This window comes from Micromonospora sp. NPDC049662, from assembly GCF_040675055.1.
GTDB lineage: Bacteria > Actinomycetota > Actinomycetes > Mycobacteriales > Micromonosporaceae > Micromonospora.
This window is the reverse complement of record NZ_JBFAOC010000005.1, coordinates 79,922-97,914: the sequence shown is the minus strand read 5'-3', so window position 1 is coordinate 97,914 and position 17,993 is coordinate 79,922. Positions and strand designations below refer to the sequence as shown.

Annotated in this window: 18 protein-coding genes; 13 read left to right on the top strand and 5 right to left on the bottom strand. The window is 70.5% G+C overall.

Annotated elements, in window-relative coordinates; translation table 11 throughout:
* Positions 1 to 119: 119 nt before the first annotated feature.
* The 4 genes from AB0J36_RS05935 to AB0J36_RS05920 all read left to right on the top strand — a co-directional run bounded on the left by AB0J36_RS05935 (position 120) and on the right by AB0J36_RS05920 (position 2,930).
* Entirely contained in the window at positions 120 to 398 is a 279-nt protein-coding gene (locus tag AB0J36_RS05935; RefSeq protein WP_357129962.1) for a hypothetical protein, read from the top strand.
* Positions 399 to 469: 71 nt separating this feature from the next.
* Complete coding sequence (locus tag AB0J36_RS05930; RefSeq protein ID WP_357394377.1) at positions 470 to 1,864, top strand: DUF4331 domain-containing protein; 1,395 nt, start codon at positions 470 to 472, stop codon at positions 1,862 to 1,864.
* A 20-nt stretch (positions 1,865 to 1,884) separates the two neighbouring features.
* The gene (locus AB0J36_RS05925; RefSeq protein ID WP_357129956.1) at positions 1,885 to 2,214 is read left to right on the top strand and encodes a phospholipase; all 330 of its coding nucleotides are present in this window, start codon (positions 1,885 to 1,887) and stop codon (positions 2,212 to 2,214) included.
* A gap of 458 nt (positions 2,215 to 2,672) precedes the next feature.
* Complete coding sequence (locus AB0J36_RS05920; protein WP_007455784.1) at positions 2,673 to 2,930, top strand: WhiB family transcriptional regulator; 258 nt, start codon at positions 2,673 to 2,675, stop codon at positions 2,928 to 2,930.
* 52 nt (positions 2,931 to 2,982) lie between these two features.
* Here AB0J36_RS05920 and AB0J36_RS05915 read toward each other — a convergent pair whose 3' ends face one another.
* A complete protein-coding gene (locus AB0J36_RS05915) occupies positions 2,983 to 3,432 on the bottom strand; it encodes a metallopeptidase family protein (RefSeq protein WP_007455785.1) in 450 nt (149 codons plus the stop codon).
* Positions 3,433 to 3,585: 153 nt separating this feature from the next.
* Here AB0J36_RS05915 and AB0J36_RS05910 point away from each other — a divergent pair, with 153 nt between their 5' ends.
* Entirely contained in the window at positions 3,586 to 3,954 is a 369-nt protein-coding gene (locus tag AB0J36_RS05910; RefSeq protein ID WP_355239687.1) for a DUF3499 domain-containing protein, read from the top strand.
* Between the two features lie 10 nt (positions 3,955 to 3,964).
* Here AB0J36_RS05910 and AB0J36_RS05905 read toward each other — a convergent pair whose 3' ends face one another.
* The 3 genes from AB0J36_RS05905 to AB0J36_RS05895 form a co-directional block, all read right to left on the bottom strand.
* Positions 3,965 to 5,359 (bottom strand): FAD-dependent oxidoreductase, encoded by a 1,395-nt coding sequence (locus AB0J36_RS05905; RefSeq protein WP_363660150.1) that lies wholly within the window; start codon positions 5,357 to 5,359, stop codon positions 3,965 to 3,967.
* The gene (locus tag AB0J36_RS05900) at positions 5,344 to 6,690 is read right to left on the bottom strand and encodes an aspartate aminotransferase family protein (RefSeq protein WP_357129950.1); all 1,347 of its coding nucleotides are present in this window, start codon (positions 6,688 to 6,690) and stop codon (positions 5,344 to 5,346) included. Before AB0J36_RS05900 ends, AB0J36_RS05905 begins: the two co-directional genes overlap by 16 nt.
* A gap of 269 nt (positions 6,691 to 6,959) precedes the next feature.
* A complete protein-coding gene (locus AB0J36_RS05895; RefSeq protein WP_355053574.1) occupies positions 6,960 to 7,472 on the bottom strand; it encodes an Lrp/AsnC family transcriptional regulator in 513 nt (170 codons plus the stop codon).
* Positions 7,473 to 7,686: 214 nt separating this feature from the next.
* Between AB0J36_RS05895 and AB0J36_RS05890 the strand changes: the two genes are divergently transcribed.
* The 8 genes from AB0J36_RS05890 (at position 7,687) to AB0J36_RS05855 (ending at position 16,678) form a co-directional block, all read left to right on the top strand.
* Positions 7,687 to 8,871: a spermidine/putrescine ABC transporter substrate-binding protein gene (locus AB0J36_RS05890; protein ID WP_357129945.1), complete on the top strand. Its 1,185-nt coding sequence runs from the start codon at positions 7,687 to 7,689 to the stop codon at positions 8,869 to 8,871.
* Positions 8,872 to 8,876: 5 nt separating this feature from the next.
* The gene (locus AB0J36_RS05885; RefSeq protein ID WP_357174875.1) at positions 8,877 to 10,028 is read left to right on the top strand and encodes an ABC transporter ATP-binding protein; all 1,152 of its coding nucleotides are present in this window, start codon (positions 8,877 to 8,879) and stop codon (positions 10,026 to 10,028) included.
* On the top strand, positions 10,025 to 10,933 hold the full coding sequence (locus AB0J36_RS05880) for an ABC transporter permease (protein ID WP_357174871.1): 909 nt from the start codon (positions 10,025 to 10,027) through the stop codon (positions 10,931 to 10,933). Before AB0J36_RS05885 ends, AB0J36_RS05880 begins: the two co-directional genes overlap by 4 nt.
* Entirely contained in the window at positions 10,930 to 11,766 is an 837-nt protein-coding gene (locus AB0J36_RS05875; RefSeq protein WP_357129936.1) for an ABC transporter permease, read from the top strand. Before AB0J36_RS05880 ends, AB0J36_RS05875 begins: the two co-directional genes overlap by 4 nt.
* On the top strand, positions 11,763 to 13,325 hold the full coding sequence (locus AB0J36_RS05870; RefSeq protein WP_363660149.1) for an FAD-dependent oxidoreductase: 1,563 nt from the start codon (positions 11,763 to 11,765) through the stop codon (positions 13,323 to 13,325). The genes AB0J36_RS05875 and AB0J36_RS05870 overlap by 4 nt, the downstream gene beginning before the upstream one ends.
* The gene (locus tag AB0J36_RS05865; protein WP_357129930.1) at positions 13,325 to 14,515 is read left to right on the top strand and encodes a saccharopine dehydrogenase C-terminal domain-containing protein; all 1,191 of its coding nucleotides are present in this window, start codon (positions 13,325 to 13,327) and stop codon (positions 14,513 to 14,515) included. The genes AB0J36_RS05870 and AB0J36_RS05865 overlap by 1 nt, the downstream gene beginning before the upstream one ends.
* 409 nt (positions 14,516 to 14,924) lie before the next feature.
* On the top strand, positions 14,925 to 15,776 hold the full coding sequence (locus tag AB0J36_RS05860) for a hypothetical protein (protein ID WP_363660148.1): 852 nt from the start codon (positions 14,925 to 14,927) through the stop codon (positions 15,774 to 15,776).
* A gap of 236 nt (positions 15,777 to 16,012) precedes the next feature.
* Positions 16,013 to 16,678 carry a hypothetical protein gene (locus AB0J36_RS05855; RefSeq protein ID WP_357129925.1) on the top strand — a complete coding sequence of 222 codons (666 nt, stop codon included), beginning with the start codon at positions 16,013 to 16,015 and terminating at the stop codon, positions 16,676 to 16,678.
* A 40-nt stretch (positions 16,679 to 16,718) separates the two neighbouring features.
* On the opposite strand, the gene gabT is transcribed toward AB0J36_RS05855, so the two are convergent.
* On the bottom strand, positions 16,719 to 17,990 hold the full coding sequence (gene gabT / locus AB0J36_RS05850; RefSeq protein WP_363660147.1) for a 4-aminobutyrate--2-oxoglutarate transaminase: 1,272 nt from the start codon (positions 17,988 to 17,990) through the stop codon (positions 16,719 to 16,721).
* Between the last annotated feature and the right edge of the window lie 3 nt (positions 17,991 to 17,993).

The window sequence follows — 17,993 nt, the reverse complement described above, 5'->3', positions numbered from 1 at the left end:
CCGGCGGCGGTCGCGGCGAGGGCCGCCGCCGGTGTTCCCCCAGGGGCCCGGCGACGTCGGTCGGCGGCACCGGACCCGTCACCGCGGGCGCGTGCGCGCCGCCGCCGGAAAGGTTCCCCATGACCACTGATCAGCGGAAGCGGCCCTGGCCGCGACTGACCCGCCGGCAGACGTTGACCGCCGCGGCCAGCGCCACCCTCGGCGCCGCCGCGCTCACCGTGCCGGGCCTGTCGGCCGCCCAGAACGCGCCGGGCGCGGCGGGTCGGGCCGACGAGCCGATCGTCGTGCACCTGCGCGACGCCGCGTCGGGAACGATGGACGTCTTCGTCGGTGAGTCCCGGATCGAGGTACGCGACCGCGGCCTCGCGGACCGGCTGCGCCGCGCCGCCAAGCGCTGACCAGCGCCTTCGCCCGGCGCTGACCAGCGCCCCGTCCGCCAACAGTCCCCGCCCAGTGAGGTTGGTCCGCCATGTCTTCCCACCGCGAGGCCCCGGAGATAGCCAAGGATCCGGTCGCCGACAGCTCCGACCTTTACGCGTTCGTGAGCCCCGACAAGCCCGACACGGTCACGCTGATCGCCAACTATGTGCCGTTGCAGCTTCCGTCCGGGGGGCCGAACTTCTTCGAGTTCGGCGACGACGTGCGCTACGAGATCCACATCGACAACAACGGTGACGGTCATCCCGACGTCACCTACCGGTTCGAGTTCACGACCGAGATCACCAACCCGAACAGCTTCCTCTACAACACCGGGCCGATCGAGTCGCTCGACAGCAAGAACTGGAACCGCCGGCAGTTCTACAGCCTGACCCGGATCACCGACGGCAAGGAGCACCGGCTCGCGCACAAGCTCCCCTGCCCGCCGTGCAACGTCGGACCGCTGTCCACGCCGAAGTACGCCGACCTCGTACGCCAGGCCACGTACACCCTGTCGACGGGGGAGCGGGTCTTCGCCGGGCAACGCGCGGACGGCTTCTTCGTCGACCTGGGAGCGATCTTCGATCTCGGTACGCTGCGGCCGTTCCAGCAGTTGCACGTGGCCGGCAAGAAGATCTTCAAGGCCGAGGGGGAGCCGGTCAACGCCACCGACCGGATGAACGTGCACAGCATCGCCCTGCAGGTGCCGCTGAAGCAGGTACGTCGTCGCGCCAACCGGTACGGTCCGGCGGACGCCGCGTCGGTGCTGGGGGTGTGGACGTCCGCGTCGCGCCGGCAGGTCCGGGTGCTCGGCGACCGGGGTGGGGCGGACACCTCCACCGGTCCGTTCACCCAGGTCTCCCGGCTGGGCAATCCGCTGTTCAACGAGGTCATCGTGCCGATGTCCAAGAAGGACCTGTGGAACTCGCTGCCACCGTCGGAGGACAAGCGGTTCGCCCGCTTCGTCGAGCAGCCCGAGTTGGCCGCCCTGCTGCCGGCCCTCTACCCGGACGTCTTCCCCAACCTGGACAAGCTCAACAAGTCCAAGAAGGCGCGGGCCGACCTGGTGGCGATCCTGCTCACCGGCGTACCCGCTGGTCTGATCGACGGCTTCACGAACGCCACCGGCGATGTGCAGGCCGACATGCTGCGGTTGAACACGGCCATCGCGCCGAACCGGCGGCCGGACCGGTTCGGGGTGCTCGGCGGCGACCTGGCCGGCTTCCCGAACGGGCGGCGGGTCGGTGACGACGTGGTCAGCATCGCGCTGCGGGCGATCGCCGGGGTGACCGTACCGCTGGTGGACAAGACGTTCCGCCCGGACGCGGCGGCTGGCGCGGTCACCCCGGGGCTCAGCGCCGCCGACGTGACGGCGCCGTTCCTGGCGAACTTCCCCTACCTGGGTACGCCGTACGACGGGTTCAACAACCCGCCGGCGTCGTCCTGACGTCGGGCGGGGGAGTAGCGATGCACGAACACACGTACGGTCCGTCGGAGACGGGGAGTGTCGTCCTCGACCTGGGCGGCGACACCGGCGCCCTGATCATCTACACCGGTCGGGATCTGCACGGCCGGGAGATCGAGATCAGCCGCGGTGACGATCGGCGGGTCCACTCGGCGGTCCGGGAGCGCCGGGTCCGGGACGGCTCGTTCCACAGTGCGGTCTACCCCGATCTGCCCGAGGGCATGTATACCGTCTGGTGGGATGAAAACACGTCAGCGGGGACGGTTTCTGTCCATGGTGGAGCAATAGCCGAGTTCGCCTGGCCGAGCAGCGGTTTTGGGGCTACCGGCTGACCTCGACGGACCCTGTTTCCCCTCGCACCCCGTCCACATTGTGGGCGGGGTGCGAACGCTGTCCACGGCTGGACGGGCGGTCTGCGTCGCGCCGCGTTAACCTGTCCCCCACCAAGATCAGCTTTGCGGAGGGGGTACCCGTGCTCCACGGTCGGCGGGCCGTCCGGGGGAGCGCCACGGCAGAAAAGTCGGGCAACTCGCCGGAGAGGGCGTTACTCGGCCGGGGTCTGAATCGATAGGGCAGGTTGCGAGGCTGGACGGTCCTGGTGGCCGGCCAGGGTTGTCGGGAGGGCGACTCCATTATCAAGTTTGGCTTGACGGCGCACGCATTACACGCGTGTAATTTGAATGGGGTTGTTCGCACGGAACGCAACAAAACGGGACCGGACGGACACGCACGCCTTTCGCGTGGGGGGTTGCAGCGGCGATGACGCCGGTGCGCGACAAGGAGGCATTTGATGGACGGCCAGCTTGAGGTGGCCGACCTGCTCGGAAACGCGCCGGAGTGGCAGGAGCGGGCCTTGTGCTCGCAGACCGACCCCGAGGCGTTCTTTCCCGAGAAGGGCGGCTCGACCCGCGAGGCGAAGCGAATCTGCTCGCGCTGCGAGGTCAAGACCGAATGCCTCGAATACGCTCTCGGCCACGACGAGCGGTTCGGTATCTGGGGTGGGCTCTCGGAGCGGGAACGGCGCAAGTTGAAGCGGCGCGCCGCCTGATCGGTACGGCGTCGGGGGTGGTGCGGAGTCGAGGCGGTGGGGGCCGCCCGGCTCAGGCCAGCTCGTCGGGGTCGACCCCGAGCAGGTTCGCCACCTGCTCGATGATCACGTCATGGACGAGGTCGGCGAGATCTTCGCGGTCCATCGCCCGGAACTCCAGGGGTCGGCGGTACAGCACGATCCGGGGCGGCACCTCCTGGCGGCCGGGGCGACCCGGCAGCAGCCGGGCCAGCGGCACCTCGCCGTCCTCCAGCACATCCGAGTCGTAGACGTTCAGGTCCGGCGGGACGTCCTCGACCGCGAACTCGACGCCGGCCAACTCCTTGGCGAAGCGTCGCTCCAACGTCTCGACGGTGTCCAACACCAGGTCGTCGAAGACCTCCGCCTTGGTCCGCGCCAGCGGCACCGTCGCCGGCACCAGGCGCCCGCGCAGGCCACGCCCGTGCCGGTCGCGGTGCGCACGCCGGCCGGGGCCGGGGCGGCGGTGTTCCGGGCTCGTCATGAGGCAAAGGGTAGCCCCCGTGCCGGGTCGGCCAGCGGCACCGCCGCCAGCGTGGCGCGGCGCGACCCGAACCGCGAATTGTGATCACCGCGACGGGCGTGTCGCAACGCGAACCGGTGCGCCGGACCCGGTAATGGGGATACCCTGCCGCACGTGAGGTCACCACGGCGCTGCTCCCGTAACGGCTGCCCCCGGCAAGCGGTCGCCACATTGACCTATGTCTACAACGAGTCCACCGCCGTGGTCGGCCCGTTGGCGGCGTTCGCCGAGCCACACACGTACGACCTGTGTGAGCAGCACGCCCGCAGCCTCACCGCGCCGCGCGGCTGGGACGTGGTCCGGCACGAGGGTGAGTTCGAGCCGCCCCCGCCCACCACGGACGACCTGGTCGCGCTGGCCGAGGCGGTCCGGGAGGCGGCCCGCCCGGCGCCCCGCCCCCCGGAGCCCGACCAGCCCCGCCCGGAAAACCCCCACCAGACCGGCCGCCGAGGCCACCTCCGGGTAATCCCCCCCAACCACTGAGCCGCAGCGGTTACTGGCCCAGGAGGCGGGCGAGGGTTTTGGCGCTTCGGCAGGGGCGGTCGGTTCGGGTTTCCTTGGCGTCGGCGCTGGTCATGAGGCGCAGGGCCGCGTTCATCGCCAGCCAGCGCAGGGGTTCCGGTTCCCAGTTCGGGGAGCGGTGGCCTACCCAGGGCAGGCTGGTCAGCTCGGTGCGCTCGCCGCGGATCAGGTCGGCCAGGGTGCGGCCGGCGAGGTTGCTGGCACCCACGCCGTCCCCGACGTAGCCCCCCGCCCAGGCCAGCCCGTTGGCCCGGTCGAACCCGACCGAGGCGGTCCAGTCCCGGGCCACCCCGAGCGGTCCACCCCAGGTGTACGCCACCGGAACGTCCGGCCCGAGCACCGGGAACAGCTCGCCCAGGGTCCGCCGCAGCGCCGCGAAGACCCGTGGCTCCCGGTCGTGGCCGGGAGAGATCCGGGACCCGAAATGGTACGGCGCTCCGCGCCCGCCGAAGGCCAACCGCCCGTCGGCCGTCCGCTGGCCGTAGATGATCACGTGCCGGTGGTCGGAGAACGTTTCCCGCTCCGCCAGGCCGATCCGTTCCCAGGCGTGCTCCGGCAGCGGCTCGGTGGCCACCATCAGCGAGTACACCGGTGCCACCGTGCGACGCAGGCCAGGCAGCATGGGCGTGTACCCCTCGGTGGCCCGGACCACCACCGACGCCCGCACGCTGCCCGCCTCGGCGACCGCCGCACCGGCCCGGATCGCGGTCACCGTGGTCCGCTCGTGGATCCTCACCCCGAGGCGTTCCACCGCCCGCGCGAGACCACGCACCAGCTTCGCCGGGTGCACGGTCGCGCAGTGCGGGGTGTACGTCCCACCGCGTACCCCCTCAGCGGCGCAACGGGCGGCGGCCTCGCCGGGGCCGAGGAGCGTCAGGTGGTCGTCGCCGAAGCCGAACGCGCGGGCCTCGTCCACGGCGGCCCGGGCCCGGACGAGCTGCGGACCGGTCCGGGCGAGCGTGACGGTGCCGCCGTCCGCCCAGTCGCAGTCGATGCCCTCGGCCGCGACCACCCGGCCCACCGCGCGGACGGTGTCATGCAGCGCCCGCTGCATGGCGACCGCGGCGTCGCGGCCGTGCCGGCGGGCCAACCCGGTCAGCGACGTGGGCAGGAGCGCGGAGCACCAGCCGCCGTTGCGCCCGGACGCCCCGTACCCCGCGATCTCCTTCTCCAGGACGACGACCCGCAGCGTCGGGTCGGCCCGAGCCAGGTGGTACGCCGTCCACAGCCCGGTGTAGCCGCCGCCCACGATCACCACGTCGGCGTCCGCGTCGCCGGGCAACGGGGGCCGAGGCGTCAGCGGCTCGTCCAGGCTGGACAGCCAGTACGACAGCTCCTGGTAGCGCACGGTCAGAGCCGTGTCCACGCCTCGGTCAGCACCGTCCGGAGGATCTGCTCGATCTCGTCGAAGTGTCGCTGCTCGGCGATCAGCGGCGGGGCGAGCTGGATGACCGGGTCACCCCGGTCGTCGGCCCGGCAGTAGAGGCCTGCCTGGAACAGCGCGGTGGACAGGAAGCCGCGCAGCAGCCGCTCCGACTCGGCTTCGTCGAAGGTCTCCCGGGTGGTCTTGTCCTTGACCAGCTCGATGCCGTAGAAGTAGCCGTCGCCTCGGACGTCGCCGACGATCGGCAGGTCGTGCAGCTTCTCCAGGGTGGCGCGGAACGCGTCCTCGTTGGCGCGTACGTGCCCGACGAGGTCCTCGCGGGCGAACACCTCGAGGTTGGCCAGCGCCACCGCGCAGGACACCGGGTGCCCGCCGAAGGTCACCCCGTGGGCGAACATGCCGGTCTCGGTCAGGAACGGTTCCATGAGCCGGTCGCTGGCGATCATCGCGCCCAGCGGGGCGTACCCGGAGGTGATGCCCTTGGCGGTGGTGATGATGTCCGGCTGGTAGCCGTAGCGGACCGCCCCGAAGTACTCGCCGAGCCGACCCCACGAGCAGATCACCTCGTCGGAGACGAGCAGCACGTCGTACGCATCGCAGATCTCCCGGACCCGCTCGAAGTAGCCGGGAGGGGGCGGGAAGCAGCCGCCGGAGTTCTGCACCGGCTCCAGGAAGACGGCGGCGACGGTGTCCGGCCCCTCGCGCTCGATGGCCCGGCCGATCTCGTCGGCGGCCCAACGGCCGAACGCCTCGGGATCGTCGCCGTGCTCCGGGGCCCGGTAGAAGTTGGTGTTCGGCACCTTGATCCCGCCCGGCACCAGCGGCTCGAAGTCGCTCTTGATGCCCGGCAGACCGGTGATCGACAGCGCGCCCATCGAGGTGCCGTGGTAGGCGATGTAGCGGCTGACAACCTTGTACTTGTTGGGCTGGCCGGTGCGCTTGAAGTACGCCCTGGCCAGCTTCCACGCCGCCTCGACGGCCTCGGAGCCGCCGGTGGTGAAGAAGACCCGGTTCAGGTCGCCCGGGGTGAGCGAGGCGATCTTCTCGGCCAGCTCGACGGCCGTCGGATGGGCGTACGACCAGAGCGGGAAGTACGCCAGCTCACCGGCCTGCTTGGCGGCGGCCTCGGCCAGCTCGGTGCGGCCGTGACCGGCGTTGACGACGAACAGTCCGGCGAGCCCGTCGAGGTAGCGGCGACCCTGCGCGTCCCAGATGTACGCGCCCTCGCCGCGCACGATGGTCGGCACCTCGCCGGCGGAGTAGCTCGCCATCCGGGTGAAGTGCATCCAGAGGTGGTCGGTGGCGTCGGCCATGTCAGCCCCATCGATCGTCGGGCCGGTCAAGGGGTGAAGCCGGCCGCTCTGTCCACGGTTATCGCACAGTCCGGTGCCCTTCGGCAAGTGTTATCAGTGGCCTAGATGCCCGAGTGCGACGGAATCAGCGAGTGACGGCAGTCTGGGCAACGGATTCCGCATCGACGCGCGGGGTCGGATCAGGGCACTCGGGTTCCCGGAAGCCGGGGCCATCAGAGCGGCGCGGACACCCCGACTTCCTGCAACCCGGGTCGATCAACCGAGAGTCGTCAGGCCGTACCCCAGGTGTAGGTCTGTTTGCGGAGCTTGAGGTAGACGAACGCCTCGGTGGAGAGCACCCCGGGCACCGCGCGTAGCCGTTGCAGGATCTCCAGCAGGTGGTCGTCGTTGCGGCAGACGACCTCGGTGAGCAGGTCGAACGACCCGGCGGTGATGACGACGTAGTCGACCTCGTCCAGTTCGGCGAGCCGGTCGGCGACCGCCTCCAGGTCGCCGTCGGTACGCAGCCCGATCATCGCCTGGCGGGGGAAGCCGAGCTGGAGGGGATCGGTCACGGCGACGATCTGCATGACGCCGGAGTCGAGCAGTCGCTGTACCCGCTGGCGGACCGCCGCCTCGGACAGGCCGACCGCCTTGCCGATGGTGGCGTACGGCCGGCGGCCGTCCTCCTGAAGCTGCTCGATGATCTGCTTGGCCACGTCGTCCAGCAGAGCGTGGTTGGCACCTTCACGCACAGCGACACGGCGACCGCCGCCGCCGCTCTCGTGCTGCCGGTTCGTCATCGTGCGCTCCCCATGTCCCGAATCGTGATGTCGCGCGTGTGTCCCCGCGCAGTCTGGCGTATTTCGTCGTCAACTGCTAATCCCGCAACGGAATCCCTTGTAAGGGAGGTTTCCTCATGTCAGGATCAGTGCTCCCTGGCACTCGACCCTCCCGACATTCCCGCCGGCGTGCCTCCCCCGTCCCGCCGCCGACGATGACCCCCTAGGAGTCGTCATGCGTACTCCCCTCCGGCCCCTCTCCCGGCGTGGACTGCTCACCGGCACCCTCGGTTCGGCCGCTCTCCTCGCCGCGGGCGGCAGCCTCGCCGGCTGTGGCACCAAGGGCGCCCAGCAGACCGAGGCCGGCTGCGTCAGCGAGGACCTGTCCGCTACGGAGAAGAAGCTCGCCTTCTCCAACTGGCCGCAGTACATGGACGTCGACGAGAAGGACGAGTCCAAGCGGCCGAGCCTGGACGAGTTCATCACGAAGACCGGCATCCAGGTGACCTACACCGAGGACATCAACGACAACAACGAGTTCTTCGGCAAGGTGCAGAACCAGTTGGCCGCCTGTCAGAGCACCGACCGCGACATCATCGTGCTGACCGACTGGATGGCGGCCCGGATGATCCGGCTCGGCTGGATCCAGAAGCTCGACCCGGCGAAGATCCCGAACGTGGCGGCGAACCTGCTGCCGTCGCTGCTCAAGCGCCCCTTCGACACCGAGAACCGGATCTCGATCCCGTGGCAGTCCGGCCTGGCCGGGCTGGCGTACAACGGCAGCGTCACCAAGGAGCTGCGGACCGTCGACGAGCTGCTGACCCGCCCCGACCTCAAGGGCAAGGTGACGGCGCTGAGTGAGATGCGCGACACGATGGGTCTGCTGCTCGGCTCCAACGGTCACGACCCGTCCAACTTCACGGCGGCCCAGTTCGACGACGCGCTCAACAAGCTCAAGAAGGCCGTCGACTCCGGGCAGATCCGCAAGTTCACCGGCAACGACTACGCGCCCGACCTGGCCAAGGGCGACATCGCCGCGTGTATCGGCTGGTCCGGGGACGTCATCCAGCTCGCCAGTGAGAACGAAAAGGTGCAGTTCGTCGCGCCCGACTCCGGCGTGATGCTCTACAGCGACAACATGATGGTGCCGAACAAGGCCGCCCACCGGGGCAACGCCGAGGCGCTGATCAACTACTACTACGAGCCGGCCGTCGCCGCGAAGCTCGCCGCGTACGTCAACTACATCTGCCCGGTCAAGGGCGCCCAGGCCGAGATGGAGAAGATCGACCCGGATCTGGCCGCCAACCCGCTGATCTTCCCGGACGACGCGCTGCTGGCGAAGTCCAAGGTCTTCATGGCCCTGGACGAGAAGCAGGAGAAGGAGTACGAGGGCAAGTTCCAACAGGTCATCGGGGCGTGACTCCGATGACGCGCGAGACACCCGCCGGCGATCTGCGCCTGGCCGACCTCACCAAGCGGTTCGGCATCTTCACCGCCGTCGACGACCTCAGCCTGACGATTCCGCAGGGCTCGTTCTTCGCGCTGCTCGGCGCGTCCGGCTGCGGCAAGACCACCACCCTTCGGATGATCGCCGGGCTGGAGGAGCCGACCAGCGGTCAGGTGCTGCTCGGCGACACCGACATCGCCCGGCTGCGGCCGTACAAGCGGCCGGTCAACACGGTCTTTCAGAGCTACGCGCTCTTTCCGCACCTCACCATCTTCGAGAACGTGGCCTTCGGGCTGCGCCGACGCGGCATCCGCTCGGTCGACGACGAGGTGCGGCGGATGCTGTCGCTGGTGCAGCTCGACGGCTTCGGCCCGCGCCGCCCGGCCCAGCTCTCCGGCGGCCAGCAGCAGCGGGTCGCGCTGGCCCGCGCGCTGATCAACAAGCCGCAGGTGCTGCTGCTCGACGAGCCGCTGGGCGCGCTCGACCTGAAGCTGCGCCGGCAGATGCAGATCGAGCTGAAGCGCATCCAGACCGAGGTGGGCATCACCTTCGTGCACGTCACCCACGACCAGGAGGAGGCCATGACCATGGCCGACACCGTCGCGGTGATGAACGCCGGCCGCATCGAGCAGCAGGGCGCCCCGGCGGACATCTACGAGTTCCCGGCCACCGCGTTCGTGGCGAACTTCCTCGGCCAGTCCAACCTCCTCGCCGGCGAGGCCGCCGGCACCAGCGGCGGCGAGGTCGCGGTGACGGCGCACGGTTCGCGCTTCACCGTGCCCGCCGGCCGCTCACGCGCCGACCGGGGTCCGGTCCACCTGGGGGTACGCCCGGAGAAGCTGCAACTGGTCGGCTCCGCCGACCAGGTCCCCCACGGACACCAACTGGTCACCGGTGTGGTCACCGACGCCTCCTACGTGGGCGTCAGCACGCAGTACCTGCTGCGCACCGGCTGGGGCACCGAGTTGTCGGTCTTCGCCGCCAACAGCGGTGCCGCGACCCAGGTCCCGGTCGGCGGCGAGGCCGTGGCGTACTGGGATCCACGGCACGCGTTCCTGCTGCCGCGCGACGCCGCCGACACCGACCGGACATCGCCGGTGCTCGACGAGCCGGTGGGTGCGTCCTCGTGACCCTCCTGGCGCCCACCAAGGCGGGTCAGCCGCCGCCCACGGCACCGGCAGCCCGGTCCGGGCGGTACCGCCTCCTGCCGTACCTGCTGCTGTTGCCCGGCGCGGCCTGGCTGCTCGTCTTCTTCGGTGTGCCGCTGCTGCAGCTCGCCGCCGCGAGCCTGTACGACCCCGGCGGCTCGCTCTCCACCGGGTACGCGATGACCTGGGCGTTCGGCAACTACCCGGACGTGGTGCAGGCGTACTGGCCGCAGCTTCTGCGCTCGTTCGGCTACGCCGGGCTGGCCCTGGTGGTGGCGCTGCTGCTGGGCTACCCGTTGGCGTACGCCATCGCGCAGAAGGCGGGCCGGTGGAAGAACCTGCTGCTGGTGTGCGTCGTCGCGCCGATGTTCACCAGCTTCCTGGTCCGTACGTTGGCCTGGAAGACGATCCTGTCGGACAACGGCGCGCTCGTCGGGCTGCTGCGCGACGTGCACCTGCTCGCCCCCGACGGCCGACTGTTGGCCACGCCGTTCGCGGTGGTGCTCGGCCTGACGTACAACTTCCTGCCGTTTCTCGTGCTGCCGCTGTACGCGAGCCTGGAGCGGCTCGACGGGCGGCTGCTGGAGGCGGCCGGCGACCTGTACGCGAGCCCGGCGCAGGCATTCCGCCGGGTGACCCTGCCGCTGTCGATGCCCGGCCTGGTCGCCGGCACGCTGCTGTTCTTCATCCCGGCCAGCGGCGACTACATCAACGCCGAACTGCTCGGCACCCCCAACGAGTACATGGTCGGCAACGTCATCGACTCGGCGTTCCTGGTCCGGCTGGACTACCCGCAGGGCGCCGCGCTGTCGTTCTTGCTGATGGCGGCGATCCTCGCGGTGGTCTTCGGCTACCTGCGGCGGGCTGGCACGGAGGAGGTGCTGTGAGGATCTCGCGCTGGCTGGCGGACCGCTGGGTGATGATCGTGGCGCTGCTGGTGCTCGGCTACCTGTCGCTGCCGATCCTGGTGGTGGCCGGGCTGTCGTTCAACCGCCCGTCGAGCCGACTGTCGTACGACTTCAACGAGTTCACCCTCGACAACTGGCGGCAGCCCTGCGCCACCTCGGACATGTGCGACGCGGTCGTCCGCAGCGTGCAGATCGGCTTCATCGCCACGGTCGTGGCTACCGTACTTGGCACGCTGATGGCGTTCGCGCTGGTCCGGCACCGCTTCCGGGGTCGGGCCGGCGTCAACGTGCTGATCTTCCTGCCGATGGCGACGCCCGAGCTGGTGATGGGCACGTCGCTGCTGGCCCTGTTCGTCTCGGCCGGGGTGCCGCAGGGCTTCTGGACCATCGTCATCGCGCACGTCATGTTCTGCGTGTCGTTCGTGGTGGTCACCGTGAAGGCGCGGCTCGCCGGGATGGACCGGCGGCTGGAGGAGGCCGCCATGGACCTCTACGCCAACGAGTGGCAGACCTTCCGGCGGATCACCCTGCCGCTGGTGCTGCCCGGCATCGTGGCCGCCGCGCTGCTCGCCTTCTCGTTGAGCTTCGACGACTTCATCATCACCAACTTCAACGCCGGCACGACGGTCACGTTCCCCATGTACGTCTGGGGCGCCGCCCAGCGGGGCATCCCGCCGCAGGTCAACGTCATCGGCACCGCGATGTTCGCGATCGCGTTGCTGCTGGTGGGGCTCAGCTCGCTGCGCGGGCGGCGGGAGCGCCGCGCCAACCTGCTGGCCGTTCCGACACCGCAGGCGCGGCGGCCGTCATGACGCCCGCGCACGTCGGCCGGGCGCTGGCCGACGCGGCACCCGTGCCGTACTGGCTCGACCGCAGGGAGCGCCCCGACCCGCTGCCGCCGCTCACCGGCGCGCAGACCGCCGACCTGCTCGTCATCGGCGGCGGGTACGGCGGGCTCTGGGCCGCCCTGGAGGCCAAGCGCGCCGACCCGGAGCGGGACGTGCTGCTCGTCGACGCGGGCACCTGCGGGTGGGCCGCCTCCGGGCGCAACGGCGGGTTCTGCGCCGCCTCGCTCACCCATGGTCTCGCCAACGGCGTCGACCGGTTCCCCGACGAGGTCGGCGAGCTGGAACGCCTGGGCCGGGAGAACCTGGACGCGATCGCCGCCACCGTCGCCGAGTTCGACATCGACTGCGACTTCGAGCGCACCGGTGAGCTGGCCGTCGCCGTCGAGCCGTACCAGCTCGACGGGCTGGTCGCCGACGCGGAGCTGGCCCGCCGGTACGGCCACCGGGTGCGGTTGCTCGACGCCGCCGAGGTCCGCGCCGAGGTCAACTCGCCGACCTACCTGGGCGGGATGGTTGACGCCGACCGGGTCGCCATGGTGGACCCGGCGAAGCTGGCCTGGGGACTGCGCCGCGCCTGCCTCGCCCTGGGCGTACGCGTGCACGAGCACACCCGGGTCACCGGGCTGCGCGCCGACGGCGTCGCGTTACGGGCGGACACCCTCGGCAGCGATCCCGCCGACCTGGCCCGCTCTGCCGCACCTGCCGGCCTGGCCCGCTCTGCCGCACCTGCTGGCCTGGCCCGCTCTGCCGCACCCGCCGGCCTGGCCCGCACTGCCGCACCTGCCGGCCTGGCCGGCTCTGCCGTAGCCGCCCCGGGCCGCCCCGGCGTGATCCGCGCCCGACGGGTCGTGCTCGCCACCAACGCGTTCCCGCCGCTGCTGCGCCGGCTGCGCGCGTACGTGGTGCCCGTCTACGACCACGTGCTGATGACCGAACCGCTCAGCCCGGCGCAGCGCGACGCGATCGGCTGGCGCAACCGGCAGGGGCTCGCCGACACCGGCAACCAGTTCCACTACTACCGGATCACCCGCGACGGGCGGATCCTCTTCGGCGGCTACGACGCCGTCTACCACTACGGCAACCGGGTCGCCCCGAAGCTGGAACAGCGCCCAGCCACCTTCACCACCCTCGCGCAGCACTTCTTCACCACGTTCCCGCAGCTCGCGGACGTGCGCTTCAGCCACCGCTGGGGCGGCGTCATCGACACCTGCACCCGGTTCTGCCCGTTCTACGGCACCGCCTTCGGCGGTCGGCTGGCGTACGCGGCCGGGTACACCGGTCTCGGCGTCGGCGCGACCCGCTTCTCCGCCCGGGTCCTCCTCGACCTGCTGGCCGGCGGAAACACCCCGCTGACCCGGCTCGACCTCGTCCGCCGCAAGCCCCTGCCGTTCCCGCCGGAACCCGTCCGCGCGGTCGGCATCAATCTCACCCGCCGGTCGATGGCCCGTGCCGATGCGCGTGGGGGCCGGCGTGACCTGTGGCTCCGTACTCTCGATCGTCTTGGTTTGGGGTTTGATTCCTGATGCGTGTCCTGCTCGTCGGCGCCGGTGGCGTCGGCTCCGCCGCCGTAGCCATCGCCGCCCGACGGGCCTTCTTCGAGACGATGGTCGTGGCCGACCACGACCCGCAGCGCGCGGCCCGCGCGGTGGCCGCGCACGGCGGCCGTTTCGTCGCCGCCCAGGTCGACGCCTCCTCGGCCGACGCGATCACCGCGCTGTGCCGGGAACACCGGATCACCCACGTGCTCAACGCCGTCGACCCGCGCTTCGTCATGCCCATCTTCGACGGCGCGTTCGCGGCCGGCGCGGACTACCTGGACATGGCGATGTCGCTCTCGCACGCCGACACGGGCGTGCGGCTCGGCGACGAACAGTTCGCGCAGGCCGACGCCTGGTCGGCGGCCGGTAGGTTGGCGCTCGCCGGCATCGGCGTCGAACCGGGACTGTCCGATGTGTTCGCCCGGTACGCCGCCGACGAGCTGTTCAGCGAGATCGACGAAATCGGCGTGCGGGACGGCGCGAACCTCACCGTCGACGGCTACGACTTCGCTCCCTCGTTCTCCATCTGGACCACGATCGAGGAATGCCTCAACCCGCCGGTGATCTGGGAGGCCGACCGCGGCTGGTACACCACCGAGCCGTTCAGCGAGCCCGAGGTCTTCGACTTCCCGGAGGGGATCGGGCCGGTCGAGTGCGTCAACGTGGAGCACGAGGAGGTGCTGCTCATCCCGCGCTGGGTGAAGGCCCGCCGGGTCACCTTCAAGTACGGGCTCGGCGAGGAGTTCATCGACGTCCTGAAGACGCTGCACAAGCTCGGCCTGGACGGCGTCTCCCCGGTCCGGATACGCGGGGTCGACGTGTCCCCGCGCGACGTGGTGGCGGCCTGCCTGCCCGACCCGGCCACCCTCGGCGCGCGGATGCGCGGCAAGACCTGCGCCGGCACCTGGGTCCGTGGCCTGGGCCCGGACGGCCAACCCCGGGAGGTCTACCTCTACCACGTGGTCGACAACGAGTGGTCGATGAGCGAGTACGGCCACCAGGCGGTTGTCTGGCAGACCGCCGTCAACCCGGTGGTGGCGCTCGAACTGCTCGCCACTGGCGCGTGGACCGGCGTGGGGGTGCTCGGGCCGGAGGCGCTGCCCCCGGTGCCGTTCCTCGACCTCCTCACCGCCTACGGCTCACCATGGGGGACACAGGAGCGCTCAGCAGCGTGAGCTGCCCGCCCCGCGCCCCTGCGTCCCGATCGCCAGCGACGTCGACTGCGCCGGCGGCCGCGGCAACGGCCCGGCCTACGTCAGCGGAGTAGTCAAGGTGATCGGCGAAGACGTCTACGACCTGGACCGCGACAACGACGGCTACGGCTGCGACTAACCCCCGCCCCGCCCAGTCGCGCCCCGCCCAGTCGCGCCCCGCCCAGTCGCGTCGATCATGGAGTTGTGGTGGGCAGAAGAAGCCGATTCGAGGCTTCCTGGCGGCACCACAACTCCATGATCGGCCCCGTTGGCGAGTCAGGGCATAGCACGTTGGACGCTTTTTTGGGGGTTTTGCACAGGGCTGGACTTTATCCACAGAGGGCTGGGGTGGGGTGGAGGGTTCGGGGCTCGGTGACGCAGATTCCGCGGTATGGCGGAGCGTCTTTATCGATACTCGGAGCTACTCAGCGCCGGCCTCAGTCGCGAGCAGGTGCGCAAGATCGTTGGGCTATCCCAGCTGCACCGGCTGTCGCGGAGTATCTACGCGCCATCGGCCTACCGCAGTGGGCACCTGCCGGCGATCTTCCGGCGTTTGCCGGACACTGCTGTGGTCGGATATCACACCGGCGCACAACTACACGGTTTCGGCGACCTCCGCAGCCCCGACGTGCACGTCATCGTTCCAGCGGGGGAGCGCGTGCCACACATTCGGGGAGTCGTGGCCCACGAGTCGGTGTTGCCCGTAGGTGATCCGGTGCTTCTGGATGGTGTGCCCTGTGCACCCGCTGCTCGATGTGCCGTGGATCTGGCGCGATCGGTGCGCCGAATGGACGCGATGCCACTGCTGGACCTGTGTCTTCGGGTCGGCGCTTGCCAACCTGACGAACTCCTGGTCGAAGTCGCTCGGCACGAGCGCCTGCGGGGGATCTGTCAGGCGCGCGAACTCGTCAGCCACGCCGATCCCCGGGCGGAGTGCCGACAGGAAAGTCAGCTTCGCCTTGTGTTGATCGACGGCGGCCTGCCACCGCCGGAGCCTCAGCTGTGGGTGTCGGACAACAACGGGATACCGCTCTACCGCCTGGACCTTGGCTACCGGCAACACCGGGTCGGTGTTGAGTACGACGGCGTGTCCCATCTGGACCGCGCCCGCCTCCAGGGCGATCGCTCTCGAATGAACTGGCTCGCCGACAACGGGTGGCAAATGCGCTATTTCACCGATCTTGACCTCTACCGTCGCCCCGCCCACATCATCCAAACCCTGGCCCCCCTCCTCCACCCCTAGCGTCCCCGCCCCCCAGGCCCCTGACCCCAGGCCCCAGGCCCCAGACCCCAGACCCCAGGCCCCGTCGATCATGAAGTTGTGGTGCTCCTGAAGAAGTGCAAACCAGCGTGTAACGCCCACCATGACTCCATGATCGACGGGGTCTGGGGTGAGGCGCGGGGGGCGCGGGTGAACGGTTGGGGGGTGGTTTCCGTATCAGGGGCTGACGGACATTGGCTAGGGCGGGAGTTTCGGCGATGAGGGTGCAGCGGAAGCATGTGCTGGCGGCTACCGTGGCGGTGGTTGCCGCCGCAGGGGTGGCGGTGGGGACCGGGTTCGGGTTCGCCGACACCGCCCCGGCACGGTCGTCCGTCTGCTCCGGCTCGGTGACGTTCTCCGCGGAGGCCGGTGCGCCGGCGGCGACCAGCGACCGGTTCCCGGTGGGTACGCGGCTGCGGGTGACCAATCTGGACAACAACCGCGCGGCCACGGTGACGGTGACCGGCCCGTCGGGGAGTTGTGTGCTGCTCAACGCCGCCGCCATGGAGTTGGTGCGGGAGCCGGGCAAGAACGTGATCCGCCGCAACGTGGTGGAGCGGCTGGACGGCGTGGCAGCCCAGCCCGCCCCCGGTGGCGTACGCCCCGGTGCCGCCTCGCCCGCCGCGCCGCGCCCGGTGCCCGGCTCGGCCTGCTCCGGCGCGATCACCTTCTTCGCCGAGAACGCCGCGCCGGCGGCGACCAGCGGGAAGTTCCCCGTCGGCACGCGGCTGCGGGTGACGAATCTGGACAACAACCGGGCGACCACGGTGACGGTGACCGGCCCGTCCGGGAGCTGTGTGCTGCTCAACACCGCCGCGATGGACCAGATCCGCGAGCCGGGCAAGAACCTCGTGCGCAACAACACGGTCGAGGTGCTGCGCTGACGGAAGGTGCAGGGGCCCGACGCGGGCCCCTGCACCCACGTCAGGCGAACGCCGCGTCGAGGATGTCGGCGCCCCGGGTGAGCTGCGTGTCGGAGATGACCAGCGGCGGTAGAAAGCGCAGCACGTTGCCGTACGTGCCGCAGGTCAGGGTGAGCAGGCCGGCGGCGTGGCAGGCCGCCGAGATGGCGGCCGTGGCGCTCGGGTCGGGGACGAGCGACCCGGGCTGGACCAGTTCGACGGCGAGCATCGCGCCCCGGCCGCGTACCTCGGCGATCCGGGGATCCCGCTCGGCGATGGCCCGGAGGCGGGGTGCCAGCACGGATTCGATCCGGCGGGCCGCACCGGCCAGGTCCAGTTCGTGCATGGTCTCGATGGTGGCCAGCGCGGCGGCGCAGGCGATCGGGTTGCCGCCGTACGTGCCGCCGAGCCCGCCGACGTGCACCGCGTCCATCAGCTCCGCCCGACCGGTGACCGCCGCGAGGGGCAGCCCGCCGGCGATGCCCTTGGCGAGGGTGACCAGGTCGGGTTCGACGCCCTCGTGCTGGCAGGCGAACCAGTCGCCGGTCCGGCAGAAGCCGGTCTGGATCTCGTCGGCGACGAAGACCACCCCGGCCGCCGTCGCCCACTCCCGCAGCGCCGGCAGGAAACCCGGCGCGGGTACGACGAAACCGCCCTCACCCTGGATCGGCTCGATGAGCAGCGCGGCGACGTTCTCGGCACCCACCTGCTTCTCGACCACCTCGATGGCCCGCGCCGCCGCCTCCGCGCCGGTGAGCCCGCCGTCGCGCAGCGGGTACGACATCGGCACCCGGTAGATCTCCCCGGCGAACGGCCCGAACCGGTGCTTGTACGGCATGTTCTTCGCGGTCAACGCCATGGTCAGGTTGGTCCGGCCGTGGTACGCGTGGTCGAACACCACCACCGCCGGTCGTCCGGTGGCGTGCCGCGCGATCTTGACGGCGTTCTCCACCGCCTCGGCACCGGAGTTGAACAGCGCCGAGCGCTTCTCGAATGCGCCCGGCGTCAACGCGTTGAGCTGTTCACACACCGTCACGTACGACTCGTAGGGCGCGACCATGAAGCAGGTGTGGGTGAACCGTTCGACCTGGGCGCGGACGGCCTCGACCACCCTCGGCGCGGAGTTGCCGACGCTGGTGACGGCGATGCCGGCGGCGAAGTCGATCCACTCCCGTCCGTCGACGTCGGTGAGCGTGCCGCCCGACGCGGCGTCCACATAGGAGCTGATGACGCTGCCCACGCCACGGGCGACGGCACCACTGCGGCGCTTGTGCAGTTCTTCCGAGGACGGCAAGGG

Bases quoted from the DNA above. Each gene is read 5' to 3' on its own strand.
- AB0J36_RS05900 (WP_357129950.1), bottom strand. From the start codon at position 6,690: ATGGCCGACGCCACCGACCACCTCTGGATGCACTTCACCCGGATGGCG.
- AB0J36_RS05865 (WP_357129930.1), top strand. From the start codon at position 13,325: ATGCGTGTCCTGCTCGTCGGCGCCGGTGGCGTCGGCTCCGCCGCCGTA.
- AB0J36_RS05885 (WP_357174875.1), top strand. From the start codon at position 8,877: ATGACGCGCGAGACACCCGCCGGCGATCTGCGCCTGGCCGACCTCACC.
- AB0J36_RS05930 (WP_357394377.1), top strand. From the start codon at position 470: ATGTCTTCCCACCGCGAGGCCCCGGAGATAGCCAAGGATCCGGTCGCC.
- AB0J36_RS05870 (WP_363660149.1), top strand. From the start codon at position 11,763: ATGACGCCCGCGCACGTCGGCCGGGCGCTGGCCGACGCGGCACCCGTG.
- AB0J36_RS05855 (WP_357129925.1), top strand. From the start codon at position 16,013: ATGAGGGTGCAGCGGAAGCATGTGCTGGCGGCTACCGTGGCGGTGGTT.
- AB0J36_RS05895 (WP_355053574.1), bottom strand. From the start codon at position 7,472: ATGACGAACCGGCAGCACGAGAGCGGCGGCGGCGGTCGCCGTGTCGCT.
- AB0J36_RS05925 (WP_357129956.1), top strand. From the start codon at position 1,885: ATGCACGAACACACGTACGGTCCGTCGGAGACGGGGAGTGTCGTCCTC.
- AB0J36_RS05935 (WP_357129962.1), top strand. From the start codon at position 120: ATGACCACTGATCAGCGGAAGCGGCCCTGGCCGCGACTGACCCGCCGG.
- AB0J36_RS05915 (WP_007455785.1), bottom strand. From the start codon at position 3,432: ATGACGAGCCCGGAACACCGCCGCCCCGGCCCCGGCCGGCGTGCGCAC.
- AB0J36_RS05890 (WP_357129945.1), top strand. From the start codon at position 7,687: ATGCGTACTCCCCTCCGGCCCCTCTCCCGGCGTGGACTGCTCACCGGC.
- AB0J36_RS05920 (WP_007455784.1), top strand. From the start codon at position 2,673: ATGGACGGCCAGCTTGAGGTGGCCGACCTGCTCGGAAACGCGCCGGAG.
- AB0J36_RS05860 (WP_363660148.1), top strand. From the start codon at position 14,925: ATGGCGGAGCGTCTTTATCGATACTCGGAGCTACTCAGCGCCGGCCTC.